26 protein-coding genes are annotated in these 24200 nt (G+C 64.1%); 10 read left to right on the top strand and 16 right to left on the bottom strand.

All coding sequences use genetic code 11. The features are described 5' to 3' along the window. Window positions 1–84: 84 nt before the first annotated feature. The 3 genes from ABIB95_RS39565 to ABIB95_RS39555 all read right to left on the bottom strand — a co-directional run bounded on the left by ABIB95_RS39565 (window position 85) and on the right by ABIB95_RS39555 (window position 2697). Complete coding sequence (locus ABIB95_RS39565; RefSeq protein WP_354248051.1) at window positions 85–639, bottom strand: hypothetical protein; 555 nt, start codon at window positions 637–639, stop codon at window positions 85–87. 183 nt (window positions 640–822) lie between these two features. Further along, window positions 823–1032 carry a DUF4170 domain-containing protein gene (locus tag ABIB95_RS39560; protein ID WP_008137787.1) on the bottom strand — a complete coding sequence of 70 codons (210 nt, stop codon included), beginning with the start codon at window positions 1030–1032 and terminating at the stop codon, window positions 823–825. A gap of 30 nt (window positions 1033–1062) precedes the next feature. Beyond that, on the bottom strand, window positions 1063–2697 hold the full coding sequence (locus tag ABIB95_RS39555) for an isocitrate lyase (protein WP_354248049.1): 1635 nt from the start codon (window positions 2695–2697) through the stop codon (window positions 1063–1065). 241 nt (window positions 2698–2938) lie between these two features. Between ABIB95_RS39555 and ABIB95_RS39550 the strand changes: the two genes are divergently transcribed. Further along, entirely contained in the window at window positions 2939–4384 is a 1446-nt protein-coding gene (locus ABIB95_RS39550) for a helix-turn-helix domain-containing protein (protein ID WP_071916200.1), read from the top strand. A gap of 181 nt (window positions 4385–4565) precedes the next feature. On the opposite strand, the gene ABIB95_RS39545 is transcribed toward ABIB95_RS39550, so the two are convergent. Next, window positions 4566–4859 carry an antibiotic biosynthesis monooxygenase gene (locus tag ABIB95_RS39545; RefSeq protein WP_014497428.1) on the bottom strand — a complete coding sequence of 98 codons (294 nt, stop codon included), beginning with the start codon at window positions 4857–4859 and terminating at the stop codon, window positions 4566–4568. A gap of 224 nt (window positions 4860–5083) precedes the next feature. Between ABIB95_RS39545 and ABIB95_RS39540 the strand changes: the two genes are divergently transcribed. Both ABIB95_RS39540 and ABIB95_RS39535 read left to right on the top strand, forming a co-directional pair. Next, a complete protein-coding gene (locus ABIB95_RS39540; RefSeq protein WP_354248047.1) occupies window positions 5084–5890 on the top strand; it encodes a hypothetical protein in 807 nt (268 codons plus the stop codon). Window positions 5891–6052: 162 nt separating this feature from the next. Beyond that, window positions 6053–6397, top strand: coding sequence for a hypothetical protein (locus ABIB95_RS39535; RefSeq protein WP_063985177.1), 345 nt, complete (start codon window positions 6053–6055; stop codon window positions 6395–6397). 247 nt (window positions 6398–6644) lie between these two features. Here ABIB95_RS39535 and ABIB95_RS39530 read toward each other — a convergent pair whose 3' ends face one another. Together ABIB95_RS39530 and htpX are read right to left on the bottom strand one after the other, a co-directional pair. Then, window positions 6645–7286, bottom strand: coding sequence for a tetratricopeptide repeat protein (locus ABIB95_RS39530; protein WP_028158277.1), 642 nt, complete (start codon window positions 7284–7286; stop codon window positions 6645–6647). Window positions 7287–7435: 149 nt separating this feature from the next. Then, window positions 7436–8392: a zinc metalloprotease HtpX gene (htpX, locus tag ABIB95_RS39525; RefSeq protein WP_063985179.1), complete on the bottom strand. Its 957-nt coding sequence runs from the start codon at window positions 8390–8392 to the stop codon at window positions 7436–7438. 334 nt (window positions 8393–8726) lie between these two features. Here htpX and ABIB95_RS39520 point away from each other — a divergent pair, with 334 nt between their 5' ends. The 3 genes from ABIB95_RS39520 to ABIB95_RS39510 all read left to right on the top strand — a co-directional run bounded on the left by ABIB95_RS39520 (window position 8727) and on the right by ABIB95_RS39510 (window position 11913). Beyond that, on the top strand, window positions 8727–10028 hold the full coding sequence (locus ABIB95_RS39520) for a lytic murein transglycosylase (protein ID WP_354131829.1): 1302 nt from the start codon (window positions 8727–8729) through the stop codon (window positions 10026–10028). 107 nt (window positions 10029–10135) lie between these two features. Next, window positions 10136–10639 carry a DUF1993 domain-containing protein gene (locus tag ABIB95_RS39515; RefSeq protein ID WP_354248044.1) on the top strand — a complete coding sequence of 168 codons (504 nt, stop codon included), beginning with the start codon at window positions 10136–10138 and terminating at the stop codon, window positions 10637–10639. A 173-nt stretch (window positions 10640–10812) separates the two neighbouring features. After that, on the top strand, window positions 10813–11913 hold the full coding sequence (locus ABIB95_RS39510; RefSeq protein ID WP_354248042.1) for an alkene reductase: 1101 nt from the start codon (window positions 10813–10815) through the stop codon (window positions 11911–11913). Between the two features lie 222 nt (window positions 11914–12135). Here the strand turns inward: ABIB95_RS39510 and ABIB95_RS39505 are convergent, their stop codons facing one another. The 7 genes from ABIB95_RS39505 to glpD form a co-directional block, all read right to left on the bottom strand. Further along, window positions 12136–13878, bottom strand: a complete 1743-nt coding sequence (locus ABIB95_RS39505; RefSeq protein WP_208089314.1) for an ABC transporter substrate-binding protein — start codon at window positions 13876–13878, stop codon at window positions 12136–12138. A gap of 130 nt (window positions 13879–14008) precedes the next feature. Next, the gene (locus tag ABIB95_RS39500) at window positions 14009–14338 is read right to left on the bottom strand and encodes a DUF2160 domain-containing protein (RefSeq protein WP_085398528.1); all 330 of its coding nucleotides are present in this window, start codon (window positions 14336–14338) and stop codon (window positions 14009–14011) included. 10 nt (window positions 14339–14348) lie between these two features. After that, the gene (locus tag ABIB95_RS39495; RefSeq protein ID WP_354248040.1) at window positions 14349–15155 is read right to left on the bottom strand and encodes a carbohydrate ABC transporter permease; all 807 of its coding nucleotides are present in this window, start codon (window positions 15153–15155) and stop codon (window positions 14349–14351) included. Beyond that, complete coding sequence (locus ABIB95_RS39490; RefSeq protein WP_354248038.1) at window positions 15155–16129, bottom strand: carbohydrate ABC transporter permease; 975 nt, start codon at window positions 16127–16129, stop codon at window positions 15155–15157. The genes ABIB95_RS39495 and ABIB95_RS39490 overlap by 1 nt, the downstream gene beginning before the upstream one ends. Continuing rightward, window positions 16129–17214 carry an ABC transporter ATP-binding protein gene (locus tag ABIB95_RS39485; RefSeq protein WP_354248034.1) on the bottom strand — a complete coding sequence of 362 codons (1086 nt, stop codon included), beginning with the start codon at window positions 17212–17214 and terminating at the stop codon, window positions 16129–16131. Before ABIB95_RS39485 ends, ABIB95_RS39490 begins: the two co-directional genes overlap by 1 nt. Before the next feature lie 14 nt (window positions 17215–17228). Further along, window positions 17229–18305, bottom strand: coding sequence for an ABC transporter ATP-binding protein (locus tag ABIB95_RS39480; protein ID WP_354248031.1), 1077 nt, complete (start codon window positions 18303–18305; stop codon window positions 17229–17231). Next, the gene (glpD, locus tag ABIB95_RS39475) at window positions 18302–19852 is read right to left on the bottom strand and encodes a glycerol-3-phosphate dehydrogenase (RefSeq protein ID WP_135216339.1); all 1551 of its coding nucleotides are present in this window, start codon (window positions 19850–19852) and stop codon (window positions 18302–18304) included. Before glpD ends, ABIB95_RS39480 begins: the two co-directional genes overlap by 4 nt. Window positions 19853–20081: 229 nt before the next feature. On the opposite strand from glpD, the gene ABIB95_RS39470 reads away from it, so the two are divergent. After that, window positions 20082–20363: a type II toxin-antitoxin system Phd/YefM family antitoxin gene (locus tag ABIB95_RS39470; RefSeq protein WP_028148610.1), complete on the top strand. Its 282-nt coding sequence runs from the start codon at window positions 20082–20084 to the stop codon at window positions 20361–20363. Continuing rightward, window positions 20360–20785 carry a type II toxin-antitoxin system VapC family toxin gene (locus tag ABIB95_RS39465; RefSeq protein WP_354248029.1) on the top strand — a complete coding sequence of 142 codons (426 nt, stop codon included), beginning with the start codon at window positions 20360–20362 and terminating at the stop codon, window positions 20783–20785. Before ABIB95_RS39470 ends, ABIB95_RS39465 begins: the two co-directional genes overlap by 4 nt. Before the next feature lie 4 nt (window positions 20786–20789). Here the strand turns inward: ABIB95_RS39465 and ABIB95_RS39460 are convergent, their stop codons facing one another. Next, the gene (locus ABIB95_RS39460; RefSeq protein WP_063985191.1) at window positions 20790–21638 is read right to left on the bottom strand and encodes a DeoR/GlpR family DNA-binding transcription regulator; all 849 of its coding nucleotides are present in this window, start codon (window positions 21636–21638) and stop codon (window positions 20790–20792) included. A gap of 91 nt (window positions 21639–21729) precedes the next feature. Then, on the bottom strand, window positions 21730–22428 hold the full coding sequence (locus ABIB95_RS39455; RefSeq protein ID WP_354248026.1) for an HAD family hydrolase: 699 nt from the start codon (window positions 22426–22428) through the stop codon (window positions 21730–21732). Between the two features lie 154 nt (window positions 22429–22582). On the opposite strand from ABIB95_RS39455, the gene ABIB95_RS39450 reads away from it, so the two are divergent. Both ABIB95_RS39450 and ABIB95_RS39445 read left to right on the top strand, forming a co-directional pair. Continuing rightward, entirely contained in the window at window positions 22583–23032 is a 450-nt protein-coding gene (locus tag ABIB95_RS39450) for a nuclear transport factor 2 family protein (protein ID WP_354248023.1), read from the top strand. A gap of 327 nt (window positions 23033–23359) precedes the next feature. Further along, window positions 23360–23755 (top strand): nuclear transport factor 2 family protein, encoded by a 396-nt coding sequence (locus ABIB95_RS39445; protein WP_155795382.1) that lies wholly within the window; start codon window positions 23360–23362, stop codon window positions 23753–23755. Between the two features lie 238 nt (window positions 23756–23993). Here ABIB95_RS39445 and ABIB95_RS39440 read toward each other — a convergent pair whose 3' ends face one another. Next, window positions 23994–24185 carry a hypothetical protein gene (locus ABIB95_RS39440; RefSeq protein WP_282524419.1) on the bottom strand — a complete coding sequence of 64 codons (192 nt, stop codon included), beginning with the start codon at window positions 24183–24185 and terminating at the stop codon, window positions 23994–23996. Window positions 24186–24200 lie beyond the last annotated feature (15 nt).

The raw sequence follows: 24200 nt of genomic DNA, 5'->3' as shown, positions 1-24200 counted from the left end.
AGGCTCCGCGAAGCAATCCAGAGTTTCTCCGCGGAAAGATTCCTGGATTGCTTCGCCGCGCTCGCAATGACGACGGCGAGCGTCTCACCAGCTCCGCAGGGCCGCCAGCACGGCGAGGCCGAACAAGGCGGCCGCGCCGAAAATGAATCCGAACGCGAACGGCCAGAGGCGCGAGCGGCGCGGCGGCTCGGCGGCCGCGGGCTTCGGCTCTGATGGCACCACCATGGCGTGCTCGCGTTCGATCATGCGGCGGGCGACGTAGTCCGTCACGGCTTCGGCGATCATTGCGGTGTCGTGCGATTCGGCGAGCACGATGCGGCCGAAGCGGGTGTCCTGGACGAAGCGGTACATCCGCTTGTCGCGCCCCATCATGATGTGTGCGACGACATCGATCCAGAGCCTGGGCGTATCGCCCTGGCTGATGCCGCGATCGAACAGGTCGATCTGGTCGGGCACCTGCGCGAACAGGGGATCGAGCGCGTCGTTGAGGATCTCCAGCCGCGCCACCTCTGCGTCGCGCAAATCGACCACCACACCGGTCCGGTCGGCGGCCTCGATCCGTGCGCGCAGCAGCGCGTCGCGCAGCCGTACCGGGCGCGGCTGGCTGGGATGGGTCCCGCTGGTCTCAGGCTCTGACATTGTCGGCCTCGTCCTCGACTTTCCTTCATTAACCTATCAGCAACCACACCCTCCGCAAAGGGTCCACAATTCCAGAGACTTACGGCGCCCACAGCCGATTGACCTGTGCCAAAAACAGACGATCCCACCCGGCTTGCGCCGGATGGGACCCTCCGTCCTTGGACGTCTTCTTAGTTCAGATTGTCAGGCCGAGACCCGTGACGGCTCTTCCACGATCGAGAAGCGGACGCCGGCCTTGTGGCGGTTCTCCTCCGAGACCGAGCGCCAGGCATCCTCGGCTTCCTTGCGGGTCTTGAACGGACCCTGCACCTGGGCCGAGCCTTCCACGAGCTTGTGGAAGTTCATCGAACCGAACTCGCCGCCGATCACCCAGAAATTGCTGCCTTTGGTCATTGTCAGTCTCCTGTCGAATAGCGTGGTACGTTAGCCGAACTGGTTCATCGTATTGTGGGCGCCGCCCGCCTTCAGGGCAGCCTCGCCGGCGAAGTATTCCTTGTGGTCGTCGCCGATGTCGGAGCCGGCCATGTTCTGATGCTTGGCGCAGGCGATGCCCTGGCGGATCTCGGCGCGCTGCACGTTCTTCACGTAGCCGAGCATGCCCTGGTCGCCGAAATATTCCTTCGCCAGATTGTCGGTCGAGAGCGCCGCGGTGTGGTAGGTCGGCAACGTGATCAGGTGATGGAAGATGCCGGCACGCTTGGCTGAATCGGCCTGGAAGGTGCGGATGCGCTCGTCGGCTTCCTTCGCCAGCGGCGTATCGTCGTATTCCGGCTTCATCAACTCGGCGCGGTTGTACTTGCTGACGTCCTGGCCGGCTTCCTTCATTGCGTCGTAGACCTGCCAACGGAAGTTGAGGGTCCAGTTGAACGACGGCGAGTTGTTGTAGGCCAGCTTCGCGTTCGGAACCACCTTGCGGATGCGATCGACCATCTTGGCGATCTGCTCGATATGCGGCTTCTCGGTCTCGATCCAGAGCAGGTCGGCGCCGTTCTGCAGCGAGGTGATGCTGTCGAGCACGCAGCGGTCTTCGCCAGTACCGGGACGGAACTGGTAGAGATTGGAGGGCAGCCGCTTCGGACGCATCATCTTGCCGTTGCGGTTGATGATGACGTCACCGTTGCGGGCGTTCTCCGGCGTGATTTCCTCGCAATCGAGGAAGCTGTTGTACTGATCGCCGAGGTCGCCGGGCTTGTGGCTGACGGCAATCTGCTGCGTCAGGCCGGCGCCGAGCGAGTCGGTACGGGTCACGACGACGCCGTCTTCGATGCCGAGCTCGAGGAAAGCATGGCGGCAGGCGCGGATCTTCGCCAGGAACACCTCGTGCGGCACGGTGACCTTGCCGTCCTGGTGGCCGCACTGCTTCTCGTCCGAGACCTGGTTCTCGATCTGGAGCGCGCAGGCGCCCGCTTCGATCATCTTCTTGGCGAGCAGATAGGTCGCCTCCGCGTTGCCGAAGCCCGCGTCGATGTCGGCGATGACGGGCACGACATGGGTCTGGAAGTTGTCGATCTTCTCGATCAGCTCCTTCTCCCTGGTCTTGTCGCCTTCCTCGCGCGCCTTATCGAGGCTGCGGAAGATGTCGTTCAGCTCGCGCGAGTCGGCCTGACGCAGGAAGGTGTAGAGCTCCTCGATCAGCGCGGGCACCGAGGTCTTCTCGTGCATCGACTGGTCGGGCAGCGGGCCGAATTCGGAGCGCAGCGCCGCGATCATCCAGCCGGACAGGTACAGATAGGTGCGATCGGTCTTGCCGCCGAAGTGCTTCTTGACCGAGATCAGCTTCTGCTGGGCGATGAAACCGTGCCAGCAGCCCAGTGACTGCGTGTATTTGGTCGGATCGTTGTCATAGGCGGCCATGTCGGTCCGCATCAGCGCCGCGGTGTAGCGAGCGATGTCCAGACCGGTCTTGAAGCGGTTCTGCAGGCGCATGCGCGCGACGGCCTCGGCGGACACCCCGTTCCAGGTCGGCTGGGTCTTGAGGAGCGCCTGGGCTGCCTCGATCTCGCTCTGATACGAGGCCGGGCTCTGCAGGGCGTTGATGCCACGGGGCTGGTAATTCATCTGCTCGATCCTTTCGCTGATGACAACTCAACTTGTCATCGACATTTTTGACAGTGCATTGCGAAATGCGTGTCATGAGCTAAACGCCAGAAAGCGAAGTTCGTACAGAGGCCTTGTATTCGAATGGTGATGTCATGTAACATCAGAACATGTAATAGATGTTATTTTGTAAATCTTGTAAAGAATATAGGTCAATAAGACTGTCCTTGATGCGCTTGTCGTACCCTTGGGAGATCAGAAAATGCCCGCCGTCTCTGGGAAAAAGCTGTTCGTCGGCCCGCGCTTCCGGCGGATCCGGCAGCAATTGGGGCTGTCGCAGACCCAGATCGCCGAGGGGCTCGGGATCTCGCCGAGCTACGTCAACCTGATCGAGCGTAACCAACGCCCGGTGACGGCGCAGATCCTGCTGCGGTTGGCCGAGACCTATGACCTCGACCTGCGCGACCTCGCGACCGCCGACGAGGACCGCTTCTTCGCCGAGCTGAACGAGATCTTCTCCGATCCGCTGTTCCGCCAGATCGACGTTCCCAAGCAGGAACTGCGCGACCTTGCCGAACTCTGTCCCGGCGTCACCCATGCGCTGCAACGGCTCTATGCCGCCTATGCCGAGGCCCGCCAGGGCGAGACCTTGGCCGCGGCGCACATGGCTGACCGCGACGTCGGCACGCGCTATGAGGCCAATCCCGTCGAGCGCGTGCGCGAGCTGATCGAGGCCAACCGCAATTATTTTCCGGAGCTGGAGCAGGCCGCGGAGACTCTTCGCGACGAACTGAACGTGCCGGCCGAAGGGCTCTATGCCGCGCTCGCCGCACGCCTGCGCGAAAAGCATTCGATCCAGACCCGCATCATGCCGGTCGACGTGATGCGCGAGACGCTCAGGCGTTTCGACCGCCATCGCCGCCAGCTCTTGATCTCCGAGCTGGTCGATCCGCCGGGCCGCGCCTTCCAGCTCGCCTTCCAGCTGGGCCTGGGCGAATGCGCGCAAGCCCTGGAGACCATCATCGGCCGTGCCGGCCCGCTCGACGACGCGCCGCGCCGCCTGTTCCGCATCACGCTCGCCAACTATTTTGCGGCGGCCGTGATGATGCCCTACCCGGCCTTCCTCGCCGCGGCGGAGGCCTTGAACTACGACATCCACGTGCTGGCGCAGCGCTTCAATTCCGGCTTCGAGCAGGTCTGCCATCGCCTCACCACGCTGCAACGGCCGAACGCGCGCGGCATTCCGTTCTTCCTGCTGCGCGTCGACAATGCCGGCAACGTGTCGAAACGCTTTTCCTCCGGCACGTTCCCGTTCTCGAAATTCGGCGGCACCTGTCCGTTGTGGAACGTGCACTCGACCTTCGACACGCCGGATCGCCTGTTGAAGCAGGTGATCGAGCTGTCCGACGGCACGCGCTATTTCTCGATCGCACAGATGGTGCGCCGCCCCGTCGCGCCGCATCCGCTGCCGCAGCCGCGCTTCGCCATCGGCCTCGGCTGCGAGATCCGTCACGCCGCCCGCCTCGTCTACGCCTCCGGCCTGGATCTGGAGAAAACGGAGGGCACGCCGATCGGCGTCAACTGCCGCCTCTGCGAACGCGAAAACTGCGCCCAGCGCGCCGAGCCGCCGATCACGCGCACGCTGATTTTGGATGAGACGACAAGACGGGTGAGCTCTTTCGCGTTCTCGAACGCACGGGAGTTGTGAGCGGCACGGCTACGCCTTTGGCGGAAGGCGCAAGCCACACCCACCGCTGTCATGCCCCGCGAAAGCGGGGCATCCAGTACGCCGCGGCTTATCGGTTCGATCACAGCCGTCTCGGAGTACTGGATCGCCCGGTCAAGCCGGGCGATGACAGTTGAGTGTGAGGCGAGAGCGATCCGTCCAACTACGCCAGCGTATGCACGATCACCGGCCCGGCTGCGGCGCTCGCATGCCCTGCAAGCAGCGGCCCCAGATCCTTCTCGATCCAGGCGATCGCGCGCCGGTTCGCCTCCTCCGCCTGCTCGAACTTGTCGAAAATGGAGATCGCGGTGACCGTGTCGTCGCCGGCATAGACGACGTAGTAGGCACGGAAACCGTCGACGTCGCTGATGATCGGAACGGCGCCGTCCTTGATGCGGCGCGCCAGCTCTTCGGCGCTCCCGCTTTTCGCCTTGGCCTGACGGATGGCGGCATACATGGCATCCTCCTCCGGCTATTGCTGTCGGGCATGTGCCCGGCTTCGATCCTACGCCGAAGCGCGCGACCAATCCACGCTTGGTTAACCCGGCACTAATCCGTCTCCGCGATCTGCAACCAACGGTTAAGCACGCCTCAACATCGGTGCCTTAGTCTCGCCCCACTCACTTTTCGCAAACGGCGACGGCCTATTCTGCCGGGTGAAGTGACATCAGGGGGTTCATCATGCGCGTTGCGCTGCTGCTGACCGCGACCGTTGTGGGCGCGCTCTTCGCCAATCCATCCCATGCCGGAGCGCTCGACGCGTCGGCCGGGGCAGCGCAGGCGCTGCCGCCGGGCTTCCAGAGCTACCGCGGCTACATGTTCGACCTGACGGAGAATTCCGAGCGCAAGGACGTCGACAAGCTCACCGACAATCTGAAGCAGCAGATCGACGTCGTCGAAGCTTCCGGCCTGTCGCCGCGCGTGCTGCGCTTCTTCCACACCGTTCCGATCGTCGCGAGCGAGCTCGCCTGCCTCGACGAAGGCGCCGCGACCGCATGCTACGGCCGGGTCACGCCGGACATCCAGCGCACCGCACCCCGGACGCTGACGGTCTGGGACCCCGACAAGCAGCGCTGGACCAATCCGAACGCCGTCGACCTCGCGGTCGATTCGGGCCTCGGCGTGATCATGCTGCGGCCGGACATGATGCGCTACGAGAAGGAAGCCGTGCTGCTGCACGAGCTGCTGCACGCCTATCACGCGCGGCTGTTGCCGGACGGCTACGCCAACAAGGGCGTGATCGGCTATTACGCCCTTGCCAAGTCCAAGGATATGTTACCCAAGGAATCCTATGCGATGAAGAATCCCATGGAATTCTTTGCCGTGACCGCCAGCATCTTCCTGGCCGGCAAGAGCGAATTCCACGACCCGAAGTCGCGCGAGGCGCTCAAGGAGAAGATGCCGGACTATTACAAATATCTGGTCGGCGTGTTCGGCTTCGACCCCGATCCGGCACCGGCGAGCGGACCGGTTGCCTCGCTGAAATAAGGCGTCTGCGCCAAGCCACCCCGGAAAGCCGCGCAAAAATGCGCGGCTTTTTTGGTTTGGTAACCGGAAGCTGCGGATGACGCACCGCCGGGAATTGCCAAGGCGGGGCCCGATCTGCATAGTCCCGCCCGCATCGATACCGTTTTAAGAGGATAGAACAACATGGCGGACGCCGACCTGGATGTCGTGATCCGGCAACTGGCCAGACAGCTGCATACGGGCCTTTTGACCCGCGCCAAGGAGCGCCGGGATCGCTTCAACGGCCTTGCGGCCAAGGCCAAGGGCAAGGAGACCGGCGACCGCTTCAAGATGATGGCCAAGGCCACGATGGAGCAGGCCACCGCCGCCGCCAAGCGCCTCCAGATGTCCGCCGACAACGTCGCCGACAGCTACGCCCGCTCGATGCGCCTCGTCGCCAGCACGCCGATCCCGGCGAAGGTGGAGAAGAAGGCGAAGGAGAAGCCGGTGAAAAAGGCGAAGAAGGCCAAAGCCAAGAAAGCGAAGTAAGCGCGCACTTTCTTCCTTCTCCCCTTGTTGTGGAGAAGGTGGCATAGGCGGCCTTCGGTCGCCGTTCTTAAGAACGCCGAAGCGAAGCTTCGGCTATGGCGCCGGATGAGGGGTTCTAGCCGCGTACTCGTCTGCGAGAGGATCAATCGTGGAGAGATACCCCTCACCCGTCTCGCCGCTATCGCGGCGAGCCACCCTCTCCCGCAAGGGGAGAGGGTTGCAGCGGCGAATGCGGCTCTAGATATCTCTACCGCCTCGGCGCGGGCGCCTGGTTCGGCTCGGCGCTCGCGAGCTCGGCGAGCTTGGCGCGGGCTGCGTCGCGGGTGCGGCCGTCCTTGCCGGCCGGCAGCGCGAGAGCCGCTTCGAAATCGGCGCGTGCGTCGTCGGCCTGGCCGCGGGCGAGGAATGCAAGGCCGCGGTCGAGGCGGGCCTGCGCATCCGACGGGTCGAGACGGACCGCCGTGTTGTAGCTCAGGATCGCGCGATCGAGATCGCCGGTGGCGGCGAGCGCGAGACCGCGCTGGTGATAGGGCGCGGCGTGCCTGGGATCATGTGCGATCGCCTCGTCGTAATCCTCGATGGCAAGCTCCAGGTCGCCGTTCTGCCGGCGCGCCTGCGCCCGGTCGCGATACAGCGAGGCGCGGTTGGGATTGAGGTGGATGGCCTCGTCGAAATCCGCGATCGCCCGCCGCCAGTCGCCGTGGCGCAACGCGATCCGTCCGCGCCCTTCATATGCGAACGCGATCAGCGATCCCCGCAGCGGCGAGAATCCGATCACCGCCGAGCAGATGTCGGGCTCGTCCTCGTCCCCGCAATTGACGACCGTGTGCGTGGACAGGCCAATGAGCACGCCCAGGACGATCAACAATGGTACCGCAGCTTTGGTCATCTTCGACCGTGGCAGGCAGAGGACCGGCCACGCATCCCCTTTCGAAGGAACAGTCTCGCCATGGTGTTAACACCGGCCGGGACCATCCTGTGTGCGCCAGGTCACAAAAGCTGGTCACAAAGCCGGGCGCGATTCCGGCCGGTTCCGCATCAGCCCCAAGGGCCACGGGAAGGACCAGGTGAAGGGCCGCGTGAGGACGACTGCCCCCACGGGCTCCGCGGCGGATAGTTTTCGTTGGCACCGACCGACGGAGATGCCTGCGCGCCGAGCTCGGCCGCGAGCTGCTGGAGCGCCGCGATACGGTTCTGCGTCGAAGGATGGGTGGCGAACAGATTGTCCACACCATGGCCCGACAGCGGGTTGATGATGAACATGTGCGCGGTCGCAGGGTTTCTCTCGGCATCGTAGTTCGGGACCTGATGCGCGGCGCCTTCGATCTTCAGCAGCGCCGACGCCAGCCACATCGGCTGGCCCGCAATGCGCGCGCCGAGATTGTCCGCGGCATATTCGCGGGTACGGCTGATCGCCATCTGCACCAGCATGGCGCCGATCGGGGCGAGGATCATCATCAGGATCGAGCCGACGATGCCGGGGCCGTTGTTGTCGCGATGGCCACCGAAGAACATGCCGAACTGCGCCAGCATCGAGATCGCGCCGGCAATGGTCGCGGTAACAGTCATCAGCAGCGTGTCGTGATGCTTGATATGTGCGAGCTCGTGCGCGATCACGCCGGCAAGCTCCTCGCGGCTGAGCTGATGCACAAGGCCGGTGGTGACGGCGACCGCGGCATTCTGCGGGTTGCGCCCGGTCGCGAACGCGTTGGGCTGCGCCTCGTCCATTACGAACACACGCGGCATCGGCAGCGAGGCGCGGCCCGCAAGCTCGGCGACGAGCCCGACCAGCTCCGGCGCGCTGGCGCGGTCGACCTCGTGGGCGCCGTACATGCGGAGCACCATGCGGTCGGAGTTCCAGTAGGTGAAGAGATTGGTCGCGGCGGCAATGACGAGCGCGATCATGGCGCCGGTGGCGCCGCCGATCAGATAGCCGACGCCCATGAACAGGGCGGTGAGGCCGGCGAGCAGCATTGCGGTACGCAGATAGTTCATGGCCGTCTCCCAAGGCGGCCGCAGGCGAGCCATCGGCCGGCGCTATTCAGGTAGGGATGACCCCGGCCCGGGTGCAAGGTTTCAAGGTGCGTCGCGGGGCCGCGGCTATGCCCAACATTGCATTTCCGTCATGGCCGGGCTTGTCCCGCCTGCGCGGCCGAAGCCGCTTCGGCGCGGCGAAGGCCCGGGCATCCACGTTCTTCCTCTACCCAAGGCCCGAAAGGCGTGGATGGCTGGGACAAGCCCGGCCATGACGAAGGGATGGTTTGAGGCGCTCAATTCACTTAAGCTTTAGCAAGATTCCACACGCGCCCTTCTCCCCGCCGGAAACCTCATGCTCCAGACCCGATTTGCGATCGCGGCCGCCGCTCTGCTCGCCTTCGCCCTCCCCGCCTCCGCCCAGTTCGCGCCACCACCCGCCAAGCCCATCGCGCCCAAAGCCACAACCCCGTCGCCGCGCGCGGCCTCGTGCCACAATGGCGCGAGCTTCGATCGCTTCCTGGCCGACGTGAAAAAGCAGGCCGTTACCGCCGGCGTGTCGCAGCGGACGATATCGGAAGCCTCGCCCTACCTCGTCTACGACCAGGGCATCGTCAATCGCGACCGCGGCCAGCGCGTGTTCGGCCAGCTCTTCACCGAATTTGCCGGCCGCATGGCCGCGCCCTATCGCATGCAGAACGGCCAGCAGCACATCAAGAGCCACGCGGCTGCGTTCGCACGCGCCGAAAAGGAATACGGCGTGCCGCCGGCGGTGATCGCCGCGTTCTGGGGCCTCGAGAGCGATTTCGGCGTCAACATGGGCAATCTGCCGACGCTGAAATCGTTGGTGTCGCTGGCCTATGACTGCCGCCGCTCGGAGATGTTCGTGAACGAGACCATCGCCGCGCTGAAGATCATCGACCGTGGCGATCTTACACCCGACGAGATGGTCGGCTCCTGGGCCGGCGAGCTCGGGCAGACGCAATTCCTGCCCGTGCATTACGTCAACTACGCCGTCGACTATGACGGCGACGGACGGCGCGATCTCTTGCGCAGCGAGGACGACGTGATCGGCTCGACCGCGAACTACATCGCCAACGGATTGAAGTGGCGGCGCGGCGAGCCGTGGCTCGAAGAGATCAAGGTGCCGCAAAACCTACCATGGGATCAGACCGACCTCACGGTGCAGCAGCCGCGCTCGAAATGGGCGCAGTTGGGGGTCACCTATCCCGACGGCCGGCCGCTGCCGAACGACAATCTCGCGGCGTCCGTGCTGCTGCCGATGGGACGCTTTGGTCCGGCCTTCATGGCATATGCGAATTTCGCGGCTTACACCGAGTGGAATAACTCGCTGATCTATTCGACCACCGCGGGTTATCTCGCCACCCGCATCGCGGGCGCGGCTCCGATGCGCAAGCCGGCCCAACCGGTCGCGCAACTGCCGTTCAACGAGCTGAAGCAATTGCAGCAGCTCTTGGTCCAGGCCGGCTTCAACGTCGGCAAGGTCGACGGCGTGCTGGGCCAGCAGAGCCGCGCCGCCGTGAAGGCGATGCAGATCAAATACGGCCTGCCCGCCGATTCCTGGCCGACCGCCGAGCTGCTCGCGCGGATGCGCGGCGGCACGGCCCAGGCGCAGCCGGCGGGGATGATCCGGTAGAATTTTCGCACCGCACAAGCCGCTCTCGCGATTGTAATTTTCCGTGATGCTCCCATGTGAGTGGCTCAGGTTTCTCCTGAGATTTCCCATTCACAAGCGAGCATCACATGTCCTTCCACGACGCCGTCGTCCCCGCGTACTTGCAAATGCTGAACAGCCTGACCGGCCTGCTCACCAAAGCCGAGGCGCATTGCGCGGCCAAAAAGATCGACCCGGGCGTCCTGCTCGGCTCGCGCCTCTTCCCGGACATGCTGCCGCTGTCGAAGCAGATCCAGCTCGCCAGCGATTTCGCCGCCAAGGGCTGCGCCAGGCTGACCCATAGCGAGGTGCCTTCGATGCCCGACACGGAAAAGACGTTTGAGGAGCTGAAGCAGCGGCTCGCCAAGACGATCGACTACGTGAAATCGTACAAGCCGGAGCAGTTCGAAGGCGCCGACACCAAGGACGTGACCTTCCCGGCGGGCCCGGACCGGACCATCACGCTCAAGGGCCAGCAGTTCTTCAGCGGGGTCTCGCTGCCGAACTTCTATTTCCACGCCACCACCGCTCACGGCATCATGCGTCACAACGGCGTCGAGATCGGCAAGCGCGATTTCCTCGGCGCGAACTGAGGGATCGCAGGCCATGGCAGCGCAAATCCGCTGTCATGGCCGGGATTGCACATGAATCCTGCTACGCGGACCGGGCCGCGTAGCTCGCCCGCACTTTCCGTATGGCTCCTCCCTTGCGCCTGATGTCGCGATGCACAAGTGTTCGTGATCTCTCACCGCCTGGAAGCATTCCCATGAGCCGCCCGACCAAATTGCTAGAGACCTACAAGCTCGGCCCGATCACGCTGGCCAACCGCCTCGTGATGGCGCCGCTGACGCGCAACCGCGCCGCGCCCGGCACGTTCGTGCCGAGCCCTCTTGCCGCCGATTATTACGGCCAGCGCGCTTCCGCAGGTCTCCTGGTCACCGAAGCGAGCCAGATCTCACAGCAGGGCCAGGGCTACCAGGACACGCCCGGCATCTACAGCAAGGACCAGGTCGCCGGCTGGCGCAAGGTCACCGACCGCGTGCATGAGCGCGGCGGCAAGATCTTCATCCAGCTCTGGCATGTCGGCCGTATCTCGCATGTCGATCTCCAGGCCAATGGCGCAGCCCCGGTGGCGCCGAGCGCGATCCGCGCCAAGGGCAAGACCTTCGTCAACGGCACCTTCGCCGACGTCTCCGAGCCCCGCGCGCTCGAGCTCTCCGAACTTCCCGGCATCATCGACGATTTCAAGCGCGCCACGAAGAATGCGCTCGAGGCCGGTTTCGACGGCGTCGAGATCCACGGCGCCAACGGCTATCTGCTCGACCAGTTCGCGAGGGACGGCGCCAACAAGCGCACCGATGCTTACGGCGGCTCCATCGAAAACCGCGCGCGGCTGATGCTCGAGGTCTCCAGGGCCGTTGCCGCCGAGGCCGGCGCCGACCGCACCGGCATCCGCATCTCGCCGGTGACGCCGGCCAACGACCTCTCCGACTCCAATCCGCAGGCCTTGTTCGATCACATCGTCGACGGCCTCAACGCACTCAAGCTGATCTATCTACACGTTGTCGAAGGCGCCACCGGCGGCCCGCGCGACATCGCCCCGTTCGACTATGCGGGCCTGCGCAAGCGCTTCACCGGCGCCTACATCGCCAACAACGGCTACGACTTCGATCTCGCCACCAAGGTGCTGGACGCGAACGCGGCCGATCTCATCGCCTTCGGCAAGCCGTTCATCTCCAACCCCGACCTCGTCGAGCGGCTGAAGACGGGCGCGACGCTGAACGATTGGGACAAGAACACGTTCTACGGCGGCGGCGCGAAGGGGTACACGGATTACCCGACGCTCGCGACCGAGCCGGCGGAGTAATTTCCTCTCCACACATGACGCTGTCATGCCCCGCGAAGGCGGGGCATCCAGTACGCCGCGGCTCTTCGGTTCAATCACGACCGTCTCTGGAATACTGGATCGCCCGATCAAGTCGGGCGATGACAGCGAGTGTGTAGTCGGCACAATCGCCATTCTCGACATCCGCCAAAAAAAGGCCGGGATCGCTCCCGGCCTTTCGTATTTGACGACGCTATGCGCCGCTTACTTCGCTTCCGCGCGCTTGGGCGGGGATGCCGGCCACGACTTGATCAGCGTGTCGTAGTCGACCGTCTCACCCTTCGGCTTCTCGTTGGCGAGCTTGCGCTGCGGCGCGATGGTGCCGTCCTTCTGGGCCTTGGCGTACCAGTACTCGGCCGTCTCCTTCTTGTGCAGCTTCGGACCGCAGGCGCCCTGCACGCCGGACTTCTCGAGGCGCTCCATGACGGAGTCCTGAGCGGCCGCGAGTGCATCCATCGCGGCTTGCGGCGTCTTCGCACCGGACGACGCATCGCCGATGTTCTGCCACCAGAGCTGCGCGAGCTTCGGATAGTCAGGCACGTTGTTGCCGGTCGGGGTCCACTGCACGCGCGCGGGCGAGCGGTAGAACTCGATCAGGCCGCCGAGCTTCGGCGCACGCTCGGTGAACGACTTGTCCCAGATGTCGGATTCACGAATGAAGGTGAGACCGACATGGCTCTTCTTCAGCGACACCGTCTTGGAAACGATGAACTGGAGATAGAGCCAGGCCGCCTTGCGGCGGTCAGCCGGGGTCGACTTCAACAGCGTGAGCGAGCCGGCGTCCTGGTAGCCGAGCTTCATGCCTTCCTTCCAGTACGAGCCGTGCGGCGACGGAGCCATACGCCACTTCGGCGTACCGTCCGCGTTCATCACGGCGATGCCGGGCTTCACCATGTCGGCGGTGAAGGCGGTGTACCAGAACATCTGCTGGGCGATGTTGCCCTGCGCCGGCACGGGACCGGATTCGGAGAAGGTCATGCCCTGGGCCTGCGGCGGGGCATACTTCTTCATCCACTCCAGATACTTCGTGATCGAGTAGACCGCGGCCGGACCGTTGGTGTCGCCACCGCGATCGACCGAGGAGCCGACCGGACGGCAGCCTTCCATGCGGATGCCCCATTCGTCGACCGGCAGACCGTTCGGAATGCCCTTGTCACCGTTGCCGGCCATCGACAGCCAGGCGTCGGTGAAACGCCATCCGAGCGAGGGATCCTTCTTGCCATAGTCCATATGGCCGTAGACCTTGACGCCGTTGATCTCCTTGATGTCGTTGGTGAAGAACTCGGCGATGTCTTCATAAGCGGACCAGTTCACGGGCACGCCGAGCTCGTAGCCATACTTGGCCTTGAACTTGGCCTTGTAGTCCGGGTTGGTGAACCAGTCGTAGCGGAACCAATAGAGGTTCGCGAACTGCTGGTCGGGCAGCTGATAGAGCTTGCCGTCCGGCGCGGTGCCGAACGACTTGCCGATGAAGTCGTTGACGTCGAGCTGGGGATCGGTGACGTCCTTGCCCTCGCCGGTCATGTAGTCCGACAGTGCGATGGTCTGGCCGTAGCGGAAGTGCGTGCCGATCAGATCGGAATCGTTGATCCAGCCGTCATAGACGTTCTTGCCGGACTGCATCTGCGTCTGCAGCTTCTCGACGACGTCACCTTCCTGGATGATGTCGTGCTTGAGCTTGATGCCGGTGAGCTCGGAGAACGCCTTTGCCAGCGTCTGCGACTCGTATTCGTGGGTCGCGATGGTCTCGGAGACGACGTTGATCTCCATGCCCTTGAAGGGCTCGGCGGCCTTGGCGAACCACTCCAGCTCCTTCTTCTGCTCGTCCTTCGACAGCGTCGAGGGCTGGAATTCCGCAATCCACTTCTGGATCGCGGCGTCGTCGGCGGCGCGGACCGGCGCCGAGACGGCGAACGACACCGCAACGATGGCGGCGGCGCTGGACATGGTCAGAAAGCTATTCTTGGTCAATGGACCTTTCCTTCTCCTAAACTGTCGCATGTTGTTCCTCCGTTGCAGCGACAAAATTTTATACAGGCCCGGGTTGCCCCCGGATCTGGCCGTCCCTTCGCGAGCTTCAGACCGTGCGAAAAATGAGCACGGCCGTGGCCAGCGAAATTCCACTTGCGAGCCAGAGGCTCGAAATCTCAAAACCTTCCTCGCCGATCGGCAGGGTGGCGAGTGTATCGGTGCCGGCGAAGGCGATCCACAGAAGGTGAATGACGGCCGCCGTGATCAGGGAGATGAACAGGCGGTCGCCCCGCGTCGTCGGAATGCTGAGCACGCCGACGCGCTCGGCTTCCGGATTGACCGCGGCAAGGTACGTCATGACCGCGAGGGTGCAGGCGAGCGCCACGAAGAAGATCGCGGTCGGCAGCGTCCAGGCCATCCATGCAATAGATTCCATCGATGCCTCCCTAAACCCGACCGAGCGCGAAACCGCTCGCGATGTAATTGCGGACGAACCAGATCACGAGGGCGCCCGGGATGATGGTAAGCACGCCGGCTGCGGCCAGCAGGCCCCAGTCCATGCCCGCGGCCGATACCGTACGCGTCATGATCGCCGCGATCGGTTTGGCCTGCACCGAGGTCAGCGTCCGCGCAAGCAGGAGCTCGACCCAGGAGAACATGAAGCAGAAGAAGGCGGCGACGCCGATGCCGCTCGCGATCAGCGGCACCAAGATCCTGATGAAGAAGCGCGGAAAGGAATAGCCGTCGAGGAAGGCGGTCTCGTCGATCTCGCGCGGCACGCCGGAGACGAAGCCTTCGAGGATCCACACCGCCAGCGGAACGTTGAAGATGCAATGCGCGAGCGCGACCGCCCACGGCGTATCGAACAGGCCGATCGCCGAATAGAGGTTGAAGAACGGCAGCGCATAGACCGCCGCCGGGGCCATGCGGTTCGACAGCAGCCAAAAGAACAGGTGCTTGTCGCCGAGGAAGCGGTAGCGCGAGAACGCGTAGGCCGCGGGCAGCGCCACCGAGATCGAAATGATGGTGTTGATGACGACGTACTCGAGCGAGTTGATGTAGCCGGAATACCAGCTCTCGTCGGTGAAGATGCGCCTGTAGTGCTGCAGCGTCGGGGTATGCGGCCACAGCGTCATCGTCGAGACGATTTCCGCGTTGGTCTTGAAGCTCATGTTGACGAGCCAATAGATCGGCAACAGCAGGAAGATCAAAAACAGCCCCATGATGAGGCGGCGGCCGGGAATCGAATGCATCAGGCCACTCCTTCCTTCGGCTTGAGCGCGGGCGCAGGCTGGAGCGCGCCTGCGGGCTTGGGCGCCGCCGCCGGCTCCTTCTCCGCCTGTGCCTTACGCTCGACGCCGGCATTTGTCATGACGGTGTAAAAGATCCAGCAGACGATCAGGATGATCAGATTGTAGACCAGCGACAACGCGGCGGCCTTGCCGAGGTCGAACTGGCCGAGCGCGATCTTGACCAGCTCGATCGAGACGAAGGTGGTCGAGTTGCCAGGCCCGCCACCGGTGACCACGAAGGGCTCGGTGTAGATCATGAACGAGTCCATGAAGCGAAGCAGCACCGCGATCAGCAGAACGCGGTTCATCTTCGGCAATTGGATCGCCTTGAACACGGCCCAGCGCGAGGCGCCGTCGATTTGAGCTGCCTGGTAATAGGCCTCGGGGATCGACTTCAGGCCGGCATAGCAGAGTAGCGCAACGAGGCTGGTCCAGTGCCAGACGTCCATCACGATGACAGTGATCCAGGCGTCGACTGCGTTGGACACGTAGTTGTAGTCGAGGCCCATCGCATTGAGCGTATAGCCCATCAGACCGATGTCGGGCCGGCCGAAAATCTGCCAGATCGTGCCGACCACGTTCCACGGAATCAGCAGCGGCAGCGCGAGGATGACGAGGCAGGCCGCCACCGTCCAGCCCTGGCGTGGCATCGACAGCGCGACGACGATGCCGAGCGGCACCTCGATCGCGAGGATCACCATCGAGAAGAACAGATTGCGGCCGAGCGAGGCGAGGAAGCGGCCGCCGAGATCGGTCGAGGGATCGAGCAGCTCCTTGAACCAGCCGACACCGTTCCAGAAGAACTGGTTGTTGCCGAAGGTGTCCTGCATCGAATAGTTCACGACCGTCATCAGCGGCAGCACCGCCGAGAAGGCCACGACCAGGAACACCGGCAGCACCAGGAACCAGGCTTTTTGGTTGACGGTCTTGTCCATCAGGCGGCTCCCTCCACCAGAAGGCTGTCGGCATAGACGTGGACATGCGCCGGGTCGAATTTCAGCCCGGCGCTGCCGTCCGCGCTGGTGAAGCCCGCCGGCGCGCGCGCCGCGATCTTGGCCTCGCCGATGCGGACGCGCGCGAAGCGGATGCGGCCGAGGTCGTCGATGCGGTCGATCTTCGCACTGAGCAATCCGGGTGCGGGCGCGACGGCATCGACGAACTCCGGACGCACGCCGATCTCGATCTTGGCGCCGGCAGGCAGGCTGTCATAGCTGCGGTTGAGCGCGATGACATTCCCGCCGATGCGCGCCTCGCGCCCCTTCACCTCGGCCGGCAGGATGTTCATGCCGGGCGAGCCGATGAAATAGCCCACGAAGGTGTGCGCCGGCTTGTCGAACAGCTCGGCGGGCGTGCCGCTCTGCACCACGCGGCCGTCATGCATGACAACAACGGTGTCGGCAAAGGTGAGCGCCTCGGTCTGGTCGTGTGTGACGTAGATCATCGTCAGGTCGAGCTCGCGATGCAGCGCCTTCAGCTTGGAGCGGAGCTGCCATTTCAGCTCGGGATCGATCACGGTCAGCGGCTCGTCGAACAGCACGGCGGCGACGTCGGAGCGGACCAGGCCGCGGCCGAGCGAGATTTTTTGCTTGGCATCCGCCGTGAGGCGCGTCGCCTTGCGATTGAGATAGGGCTCAAGATCGAGCAGGCGGCCGATCTCGGCGACGCGCTTGTCGATCTCGGCCTTCGGCACGCCGCGGTTCTTCAGCGGAAACGCCAGGTTCTGCCCCACCGTCATGGTGTCGTAGATCACCGGAAACTGGAACACCTGGGCGATGTTGCGCTTCTGGGTTGACAGCGGTGTGATGTCCTGGCCGTCGAACAGGATTTTCCCCCGCGACGGCGTGATGATGCCGGAGATGACGTTGAGCAGCGTGGTCTTGCCGCAACCGGACGGGCCGAGCAGCGCGTAAGCACCGCCCTGCCGCCAGGTCATGGTCACCGGCTTCAGCGCAAAGCTGTCCTGCGGCGCATCGTTGCCGCCGTAAGAGTGGGCGAGATCGACGAGGTCAATGCGGGCCATGTCGCATCTCCCCCTTACGAGCTCGGCGCGGCGACCAGACGGTCGGCCGCGTCGAAGACGAAGATATCATTGGGATCGAGCACGGCATCGATGGTCTGGCCGGGCTCAAACTCGTGCACGCCGTGCAGCACTGCCACCCAGTTCGATCCGTCGCGGGTCAGGTGCACGAAACTCTCCGAACCGGTGATCTCGGTCACCGTCACCGTGGCGTGGAAGGCGTGGCGGTCGGTCTCGCCGTTGGCGAGGGCAAGCTGATGGGCGCGGAAACCGACGCGATAGGCGCCGTCGGCGAGCGATGAATAGAGCCCGGAGGCCGGCGCGGCGATGCCGCCCGCATATTGCACAGAGCCGTTCTTCTTCTCGATGCCGACGAGGTTGAGCGGCGGATCGGAGAACACCTGGGCGACCCGCAGCGTCTGCGGACGGCGGTAGACGTTCGGGGTCTCGCCGATCTGGAGCGCCTGCCCCTCCCACATGCAGACCGTGTTGCCGCCAAGCAGCAGCGCTTCGGTCGGCTCGGTCGTGGCATAGACGAAGATCGCGCCGGACGCCTCGAAGATGCGCGGCAGCTCGGTGCGCAGCTCCTCGCGCAGCTTGTAGTCGAGATTGGCGAGCGGTTCGTCGAGCAGCACGAGATCGGCGCCCTTCACCAGCGCGCGCGCCATCGCGGTGCGCTGCTGCTGGCCGCCGGAGAGCTGGAGCGGCGTGCGTTTCAGGAACGGCTCGAGCCGGAGCAGCCGCGCGGCTTCCGCCACGCGCTTCTCGATCTCCTCGCGCGGCTTGCCCTGCACGCGCAGCGGCGAGGCGATGTTCTCGTAGACCGTCAGCGAGGGATAGTTGATGAACTGCTGATAGACCATCGCGACCGAACGCTTGCGCACGTCGACACCGGTGACGTCCTTGCCGTTGACCAGCACCTTGCCCGTCGTCGGCTTGTCGAGGCCGGCGAGCAGCCGCATGATCGAGGTCTTGCCTGACAGCGTCGGCCCGAGCAGCACGTTAAGCGTGCCGCTCTCGAGCGTCAGCGAGACGTCGCGGATGTGCGATATCCCCTCGACGGCCCGGGTCACATGATCGAGCGTCACGGTCATGAGCGTCCTCCCGCTTCCAGCAGGGGACTTTGCGGCACAGCGTGGGTTGCAATCCAGTCGTTCAATGCAGCAACCTCGTCGGCAGATAGTCGCAGGCCAAGTTTGGAGCGGCGCCAGACGATGTCTTCCGCCGTGACCGCCCATTCATTGGCCATGAGGTAGCGGACCTCGCGTTCGGTCAGTGTCGCGCCGAAGGCCTGGCCGAGATCGGCGGCCGACTTGGCATCGCCAAGCAGCTTGATGGCGCGGGTACCATAGGCGCGCGCGAGGCGCCGCGCATGCTCATGGCTGAGGAAGGGATAGCCGCGCTGGAGTTCGGCGATCAGGCCGTCGACGTCGGACACGCCCATGTCGCCGCCGGGCAGCGGCCATTTGCCGGTCCAGCCTTCGCGCGCTTTTGCACTGCGAAGATAGGGCGCGAGCCGTTCCAGCGCCTCTTCGGCGAGCCGGCGGTAGGTCGTGATCTTGCCGCCATAGATCGAGAGCAGCGGCACGCCGCCGGGTGTGTCGAGCTCGAACACGTAGTCGCGCGTCGCGGCCTTGGCTTCGCTGGCGCCGTCGTCATAGAGCGGTCGCACGCCGGAATAGGTCCAGACCACGTCCGCTGAAGTCACCGGCTTGGCCAGATACTCGCTCGCGGCGGCGCAAAGGTACTCGATCTCTTCGGGCGTCGCCTTCACCTTGGCGGGATCGCCGTCATAATCGCGATCGGTGGTGCCGATCAGCGTGAAATCGTCCTGGTACGGAATCACGAAGATGATGCGGCCGTCGGCGTTCTGGAACATGTAGGCGCGGTCGTGGTCGTAGAGCTTTTTGACTACGATGTGCGACCCCTGCACCAGGCGCACCTTGGCCTTCGCGTTCACGCCGGCGCCGCGGCCGAGCACATCCTCGACCCAGGGGCCGCCGGCATTGACCACCGCGCGGGCCTGGACCTGCGAACGCTCGCCGGTCAGCGTGTTGAGCATGCTGACGGTCCAGATGCCGCCGGACTGCTTGATATCCGTCGCGCGGGTGCGGGTGCGGATCTCGGCGCCCTTGTCCGCGGCATCGCGCGCGTTGAGCACGACGAGACGGGCGTCGTCGACGAAGCAGTCGGAATATTCGAACGCGCGGCTGTAGCGGTTCGGGATCAGCGGACGGCCGACCTCGTCGCGCCTGAGATCGACCGAACGCGTCGCCGGCAACAGGTGCCGGCCGCCGATATGGTCATAGAGGAAGAGGCCGAGGCGCAGCAGCCACGCCGGACGCAGGCCGGCGTGATGCGGCAAAACGAAACGCAGGGGACGGATGATATGGGGCGCGATGCCCCAAAGGATCTCGCGCTCGATCAGCGCCTCGCGGACCAGGCGAAACTCGTAATATTCGAGATAGCGCAGGCCGCCATGCACCAGCTTGGTCGACCAGGACGAGGTCCCGCTCGCCAAATCGTTCATTTCGCACAGGAAGACCGTGTTGCCACGGCCCACCGCGTCGCGCGCGATGCCGCAGCCGTTAACACCGCCTCCGATAATGGCGAGGTCGAAAATACGCTCCAACAGACGCATCCCCCGGCGACCGCTCGTTCCTTCGAGCGACTACTTTCGTTTTTGATTAGATCACACCGAAAAACGAAAGCAAGATGAAAGAGAGGCGAAAGGAAGTGAAAGAGGAACTTTCTGGTGGGCAATCAGCCGTGGAAATGGGCAGTTCGGACGCCAATCGAAACCGCAATACGATCTTGAATAGTCACGTAGAGCCAATATAGTCATAATAGTCACATTAGTTATATTCGGCATGACAGACCGCAGCACCGCCCCCGATTCGCCCCCGACTGACACGTGGACGCTCGCCAATGCCAAGGCACGCCTGTCCGAGGTGGTCGATCGCGCCCAAACTGGCCCCCAGATCATCACCCGACACGGCAGGCCCAATGCCGTGGTCGTTTCCGCGGATGAATGGGCGCGAAAGACGGCGCGCAAAGGCACGCTGGCCGAATTCCTGCTGGCTTCGCCGCTGCGCGGTGCCGACCTCGAACTTGAACGGGTGCAGGACGAACCGCGCGACGAGATGCCGTGAACCTGCTCCTCGACACCAACGTGCTGTCGGAGGTTCAGCGGCCAGCGCCTTCCGCGAAAGTCCTGGCATGGCTCGATACGGTCGATGAGGATCGCTCGTTCATCAGCGTTGCCTCGATCGCCGAGCTTCGCCGCGGTATCGCCCTGCTGGATGATGGCCGTCGGCGCGCCGCGCTGGCCGCTTGGCTCGCCCACGACCTGCCGGCTCGGTTCGCGCAGCGCATCCTGCCGATCGACCACGCGGTCGCCGAGCGCTGGGGCGACCTGATGGCGCAGAGCCGTCGCAATGGCGTCGCGTTGTCCGTGATGAACGGCTTCTTTGCGGCCACCGCGCTCGCCAACAATCTCACGCTCGTCACACGCAATGTGAAAGATTTTGCGGCCTTCGGCGTTCCGCTGCTCGACCCATGGAGCGACGCCTAAGCCGCTATCTCAGCCGGACCACCGGCGCGGCTTCGGGCGCGGCATCCTGCGCTTCGGCCTGCGCATCATCGATATCCGCCGCATCCTTCGGCATCGCCGCCATCACCTCGATGCCCTTGCTGTGGCAGATGGTGGCGAGGCGCTCGGGCAGCTCCTGGTCGGTCACGAAGGTCTGGATCTGGGTGATATGGGCGATGCGCACCGGCGCGCTGCGGCGCAGCTTGGTGGAGTCGGCAACCAGCATGACGCTGCGGGCATTGGCGATGATGGCTTGCGCCACCTGCACCTCGCGATAGTCGAAGTCGAGCAGCGCGCCCTCCTCGTCGATCGCGGACGCCCCGATGATGGCGTAGTCCACCTTGAACTGGCCGATGAGCTGCGTCGCGGTCGAGCCGACCACCGCGCCGTCGGCCCGCCGCACCGTGCCGCCGGCGACCACCACCTCGATACGGGGATGGCGGTAGAGCAGCATCGCGACGTTGAGATTGTTGGTGATGACGAGGAGGTCCTCGTGCGAGGTCAGCGCGCTCGCCACCTCCTCGGTCGTGGTTCCGATATTGATGAAGAGCGAGCAGCCGTTCGGGATCAGCGAGGCGGCCGCAGCCCCGATCGCCTTCTTTTCGTCGGCGGCGACGAACCGCCTCGCCTCGTAGGCGAGGTTTTCGACGCCGGAGGCGATGATGGCGCCGCCGTGGATACGGGTCAGCGAGCGGCGCTCGCAGAGATCGTTGAGATCCTTGCGGATCGTCTGCGCCGAGACCTCGAACCGGCGCGCGAGCTCCTCGACCATGACGCGCCCCGAGGCGCGCGCGATGTTGAGGATTTCGGCTTGGCGATGGGTCAATCCGGTCACGGCGATGGCCTCAAATCAGGAAACCGCATGGTGCGGCGGTTCGCACGTTCGGTCAATGCGCTCGGCGATCACGGTTAACGGACAAAGCCTCTCACCATGCCATCGCGGCGGCGAGACGCGCGAGCAGTTCCGGATCGTCGAACGCGCTGGCGGAGGCAACCGCGCCGGCGCCAACGAGGTCGGCATGGCTGAGGCTCGTCCGGATGCCGATGGTCGGAATGCCGGCGGCCGTCGCCGACTGCACGCCGGAGCGGGAATCCTCGAACGCGATCGAAGCCGTCGCGCTCCCGCCGACGAAACGCAGCCCCTCCTGATAGGGCAGCGGGTGCGGCTTGCCGTGCGGCAGCTCGTCGCCGATCACAAGCGCCCTGAAGCGGTGCGTGATACCGAGACCGGAGAGCAACAGCTCGGCATTCAGACGCGGCGCGTTGGTCACGGCGACCATGGGAATGCCAGCGGCGTCCGCGCGGTCGAGCAGCGCCATCAGACCCGGAAGCGGCTCGATCTGTCCGGCGACGAGTGTGCGGAAGACGACCTCCTTCTCGCCGAGGATCACGGCGCGCCGTTCCACGGTTTCGTCGGGTAGAAAGCGCTCGCCGATCGACGCATTGGCGAAGCCTTGCAGCTCTCTGGAAAAGCGCGCGTGATCGAACATATGGCCGCGCGGCCCAAGCACCTGGTTGAACGCCTTGAGGTGCAGCGGGTCGGTGTTGGCCAGCGTGCCGTCGATGTCGAACAGCAGCGCCCTGCCCGTCACTTGCCCCTGCGCCTGCCCTTTGGCCTCGATCATTTCCGTACTTTCCCGAATGCACGATGCATCAATGCGAAACACGTATCAATGCAGCCCCGATCGCGCAATGACGCATCGACATGACCGCCACGCGACACTCGACAAAGTCGCGCGCGGCTGCAACACTCCGCGCAAGATCAAAAAGGAGGAAACGATGACGATCAACCGACGCGATCTGGCTCTCTCAACTCTGGCGGTCTCTGCGCTTGCTCTCACACCGGCGCTGGCCGCTTCGGCGGACGAGGAAGCCGTGGCGAAGAAGGTCGAGGCCTTCCGCCTTGCCCAGATCGCGGCCGATCCCCAGGCGCTCGGCGCGCTCTGCGCCGACGAGGTGAGCTACAGCCATTCCAACGGCAAGGTCGAGGACAAGGCGACCTTCGTCACCAACGCCACCGACGGCAAATCAAAATTCCTGTCGATCGAGTACAAGGACCCGACCATCAAGGTCGTCGGCCCCGCCGCGATCGTGCGCTTCCACTGGATGGGCGAACAGGAAATGGCGGACGATGGGAAAAAAGTATCGACCAATCTTCACATCCTGATGAACTGGCAGAAGCAGGGCGACGATTGGAAGCTGCTGTCGCGGGCCGCAACAAAGTTGTGATGGCGACTCTTACCCTCTCCCCCTGTGGGAGAGGGTGGCTCGCCGCGCAGCGGCGAGACGGGTGAGAGGTATGCTTCCGCGAGTAACTCTCTCGCTTCCGAATGCGCCGATAGAACCCCTCATCCGGCGCTTCGCGCCACCTTCTCCCACAAGGGGAGAAGGAAAAGGCAGCGGCATCAAGGGCAGCATCAAATTCCGACCACGCTTTGCGCGTCAGAAATCGCGCCACCTCTCGCAATGCAGCGTATTGCGACGACGATTGCGACCTGGCGCTCGACACAATCAAGTGCGGCTGCAACAGTGGGCGCAAGATCAAGGACGGAGGATATGATGACACTCAATCGCGACCATGCTGCCACGACGGACCACGAGGCGGTGGCAAAGAACGTCGAGGCATTTCGCCTCGCCCAGATCGCGGCCGATCCGAAGGCCCTCGGCGCGCTGTGCGCGGACGATCTGAGCTACAGCCATTCCAGCGGCTTCCTCGAGGATAAGGCGGCCTTTATCGCCAACGCCACCGACGGCAAGACCGAATTCCTGTCGATTACGTACAAGGATCCAACCATCAAGATCGTTGGTCCCGCCGCGATCGTGCGCTTCCACTGGTTGGCCGAGATGATGACCGGCGGACAGAAAGTGGCAAACAGCCTTCACATCCTGATGAACTGGCTGAAGCAAGGCGACGAGTGGAAGTTGTTGTCGCGCTCCGCGACGAAATTGTGATTGCGATTCTTTCCCTCTCCCCCTGCGGGAGAGGGTGGCTCGCCGCGCGGCGGCGAGACGGGTGAGGGGTATGCTTCCGCGAGCAACTCTCTCGCTTCCGAATGCGCCGATAGAACCCCTCATCCGGCGCTTCGCGCCACCTTCTCCCACAAGGGGGAGAAGGAAAAGGCAGCGGCATCAAGGGCTGCAAAAAATTCCGACCACGCTTTGCGCGTCAGAAATCACCAGCGGAAGGCGCCTACGCCGCTTCCTTCACATCGCCGTTAACCAGCTTGCGCGCGGCACGCTCGGCTTCGCGTGCGTTGCGGAAAAGCTGGCCTTCAAGGCGATTGAAGCGGTGCGACGAGGCGAAGAAACAATAGCCTCCCTGAGAACGAACGACGATACCTGCGGTTTGCGAGTCGACTTCGATAATGTAGCTGTCCGACATGGTCCGTGGATTCCC

The sequence above is a fragment of the Bradyrhizobium sp. LA2.1 genome, assembly GCF_040547725.1.
GTDB lineage: Bacteria > Pseudomonadota > Alphaproteobacteria > Rhizobiales > Xanthobacteraceae > Bradyrhizobium > Bradyrhizobium barranii.
This window is presented reverse-complemented; position numbering and strand designations above follow the sequence as displayed.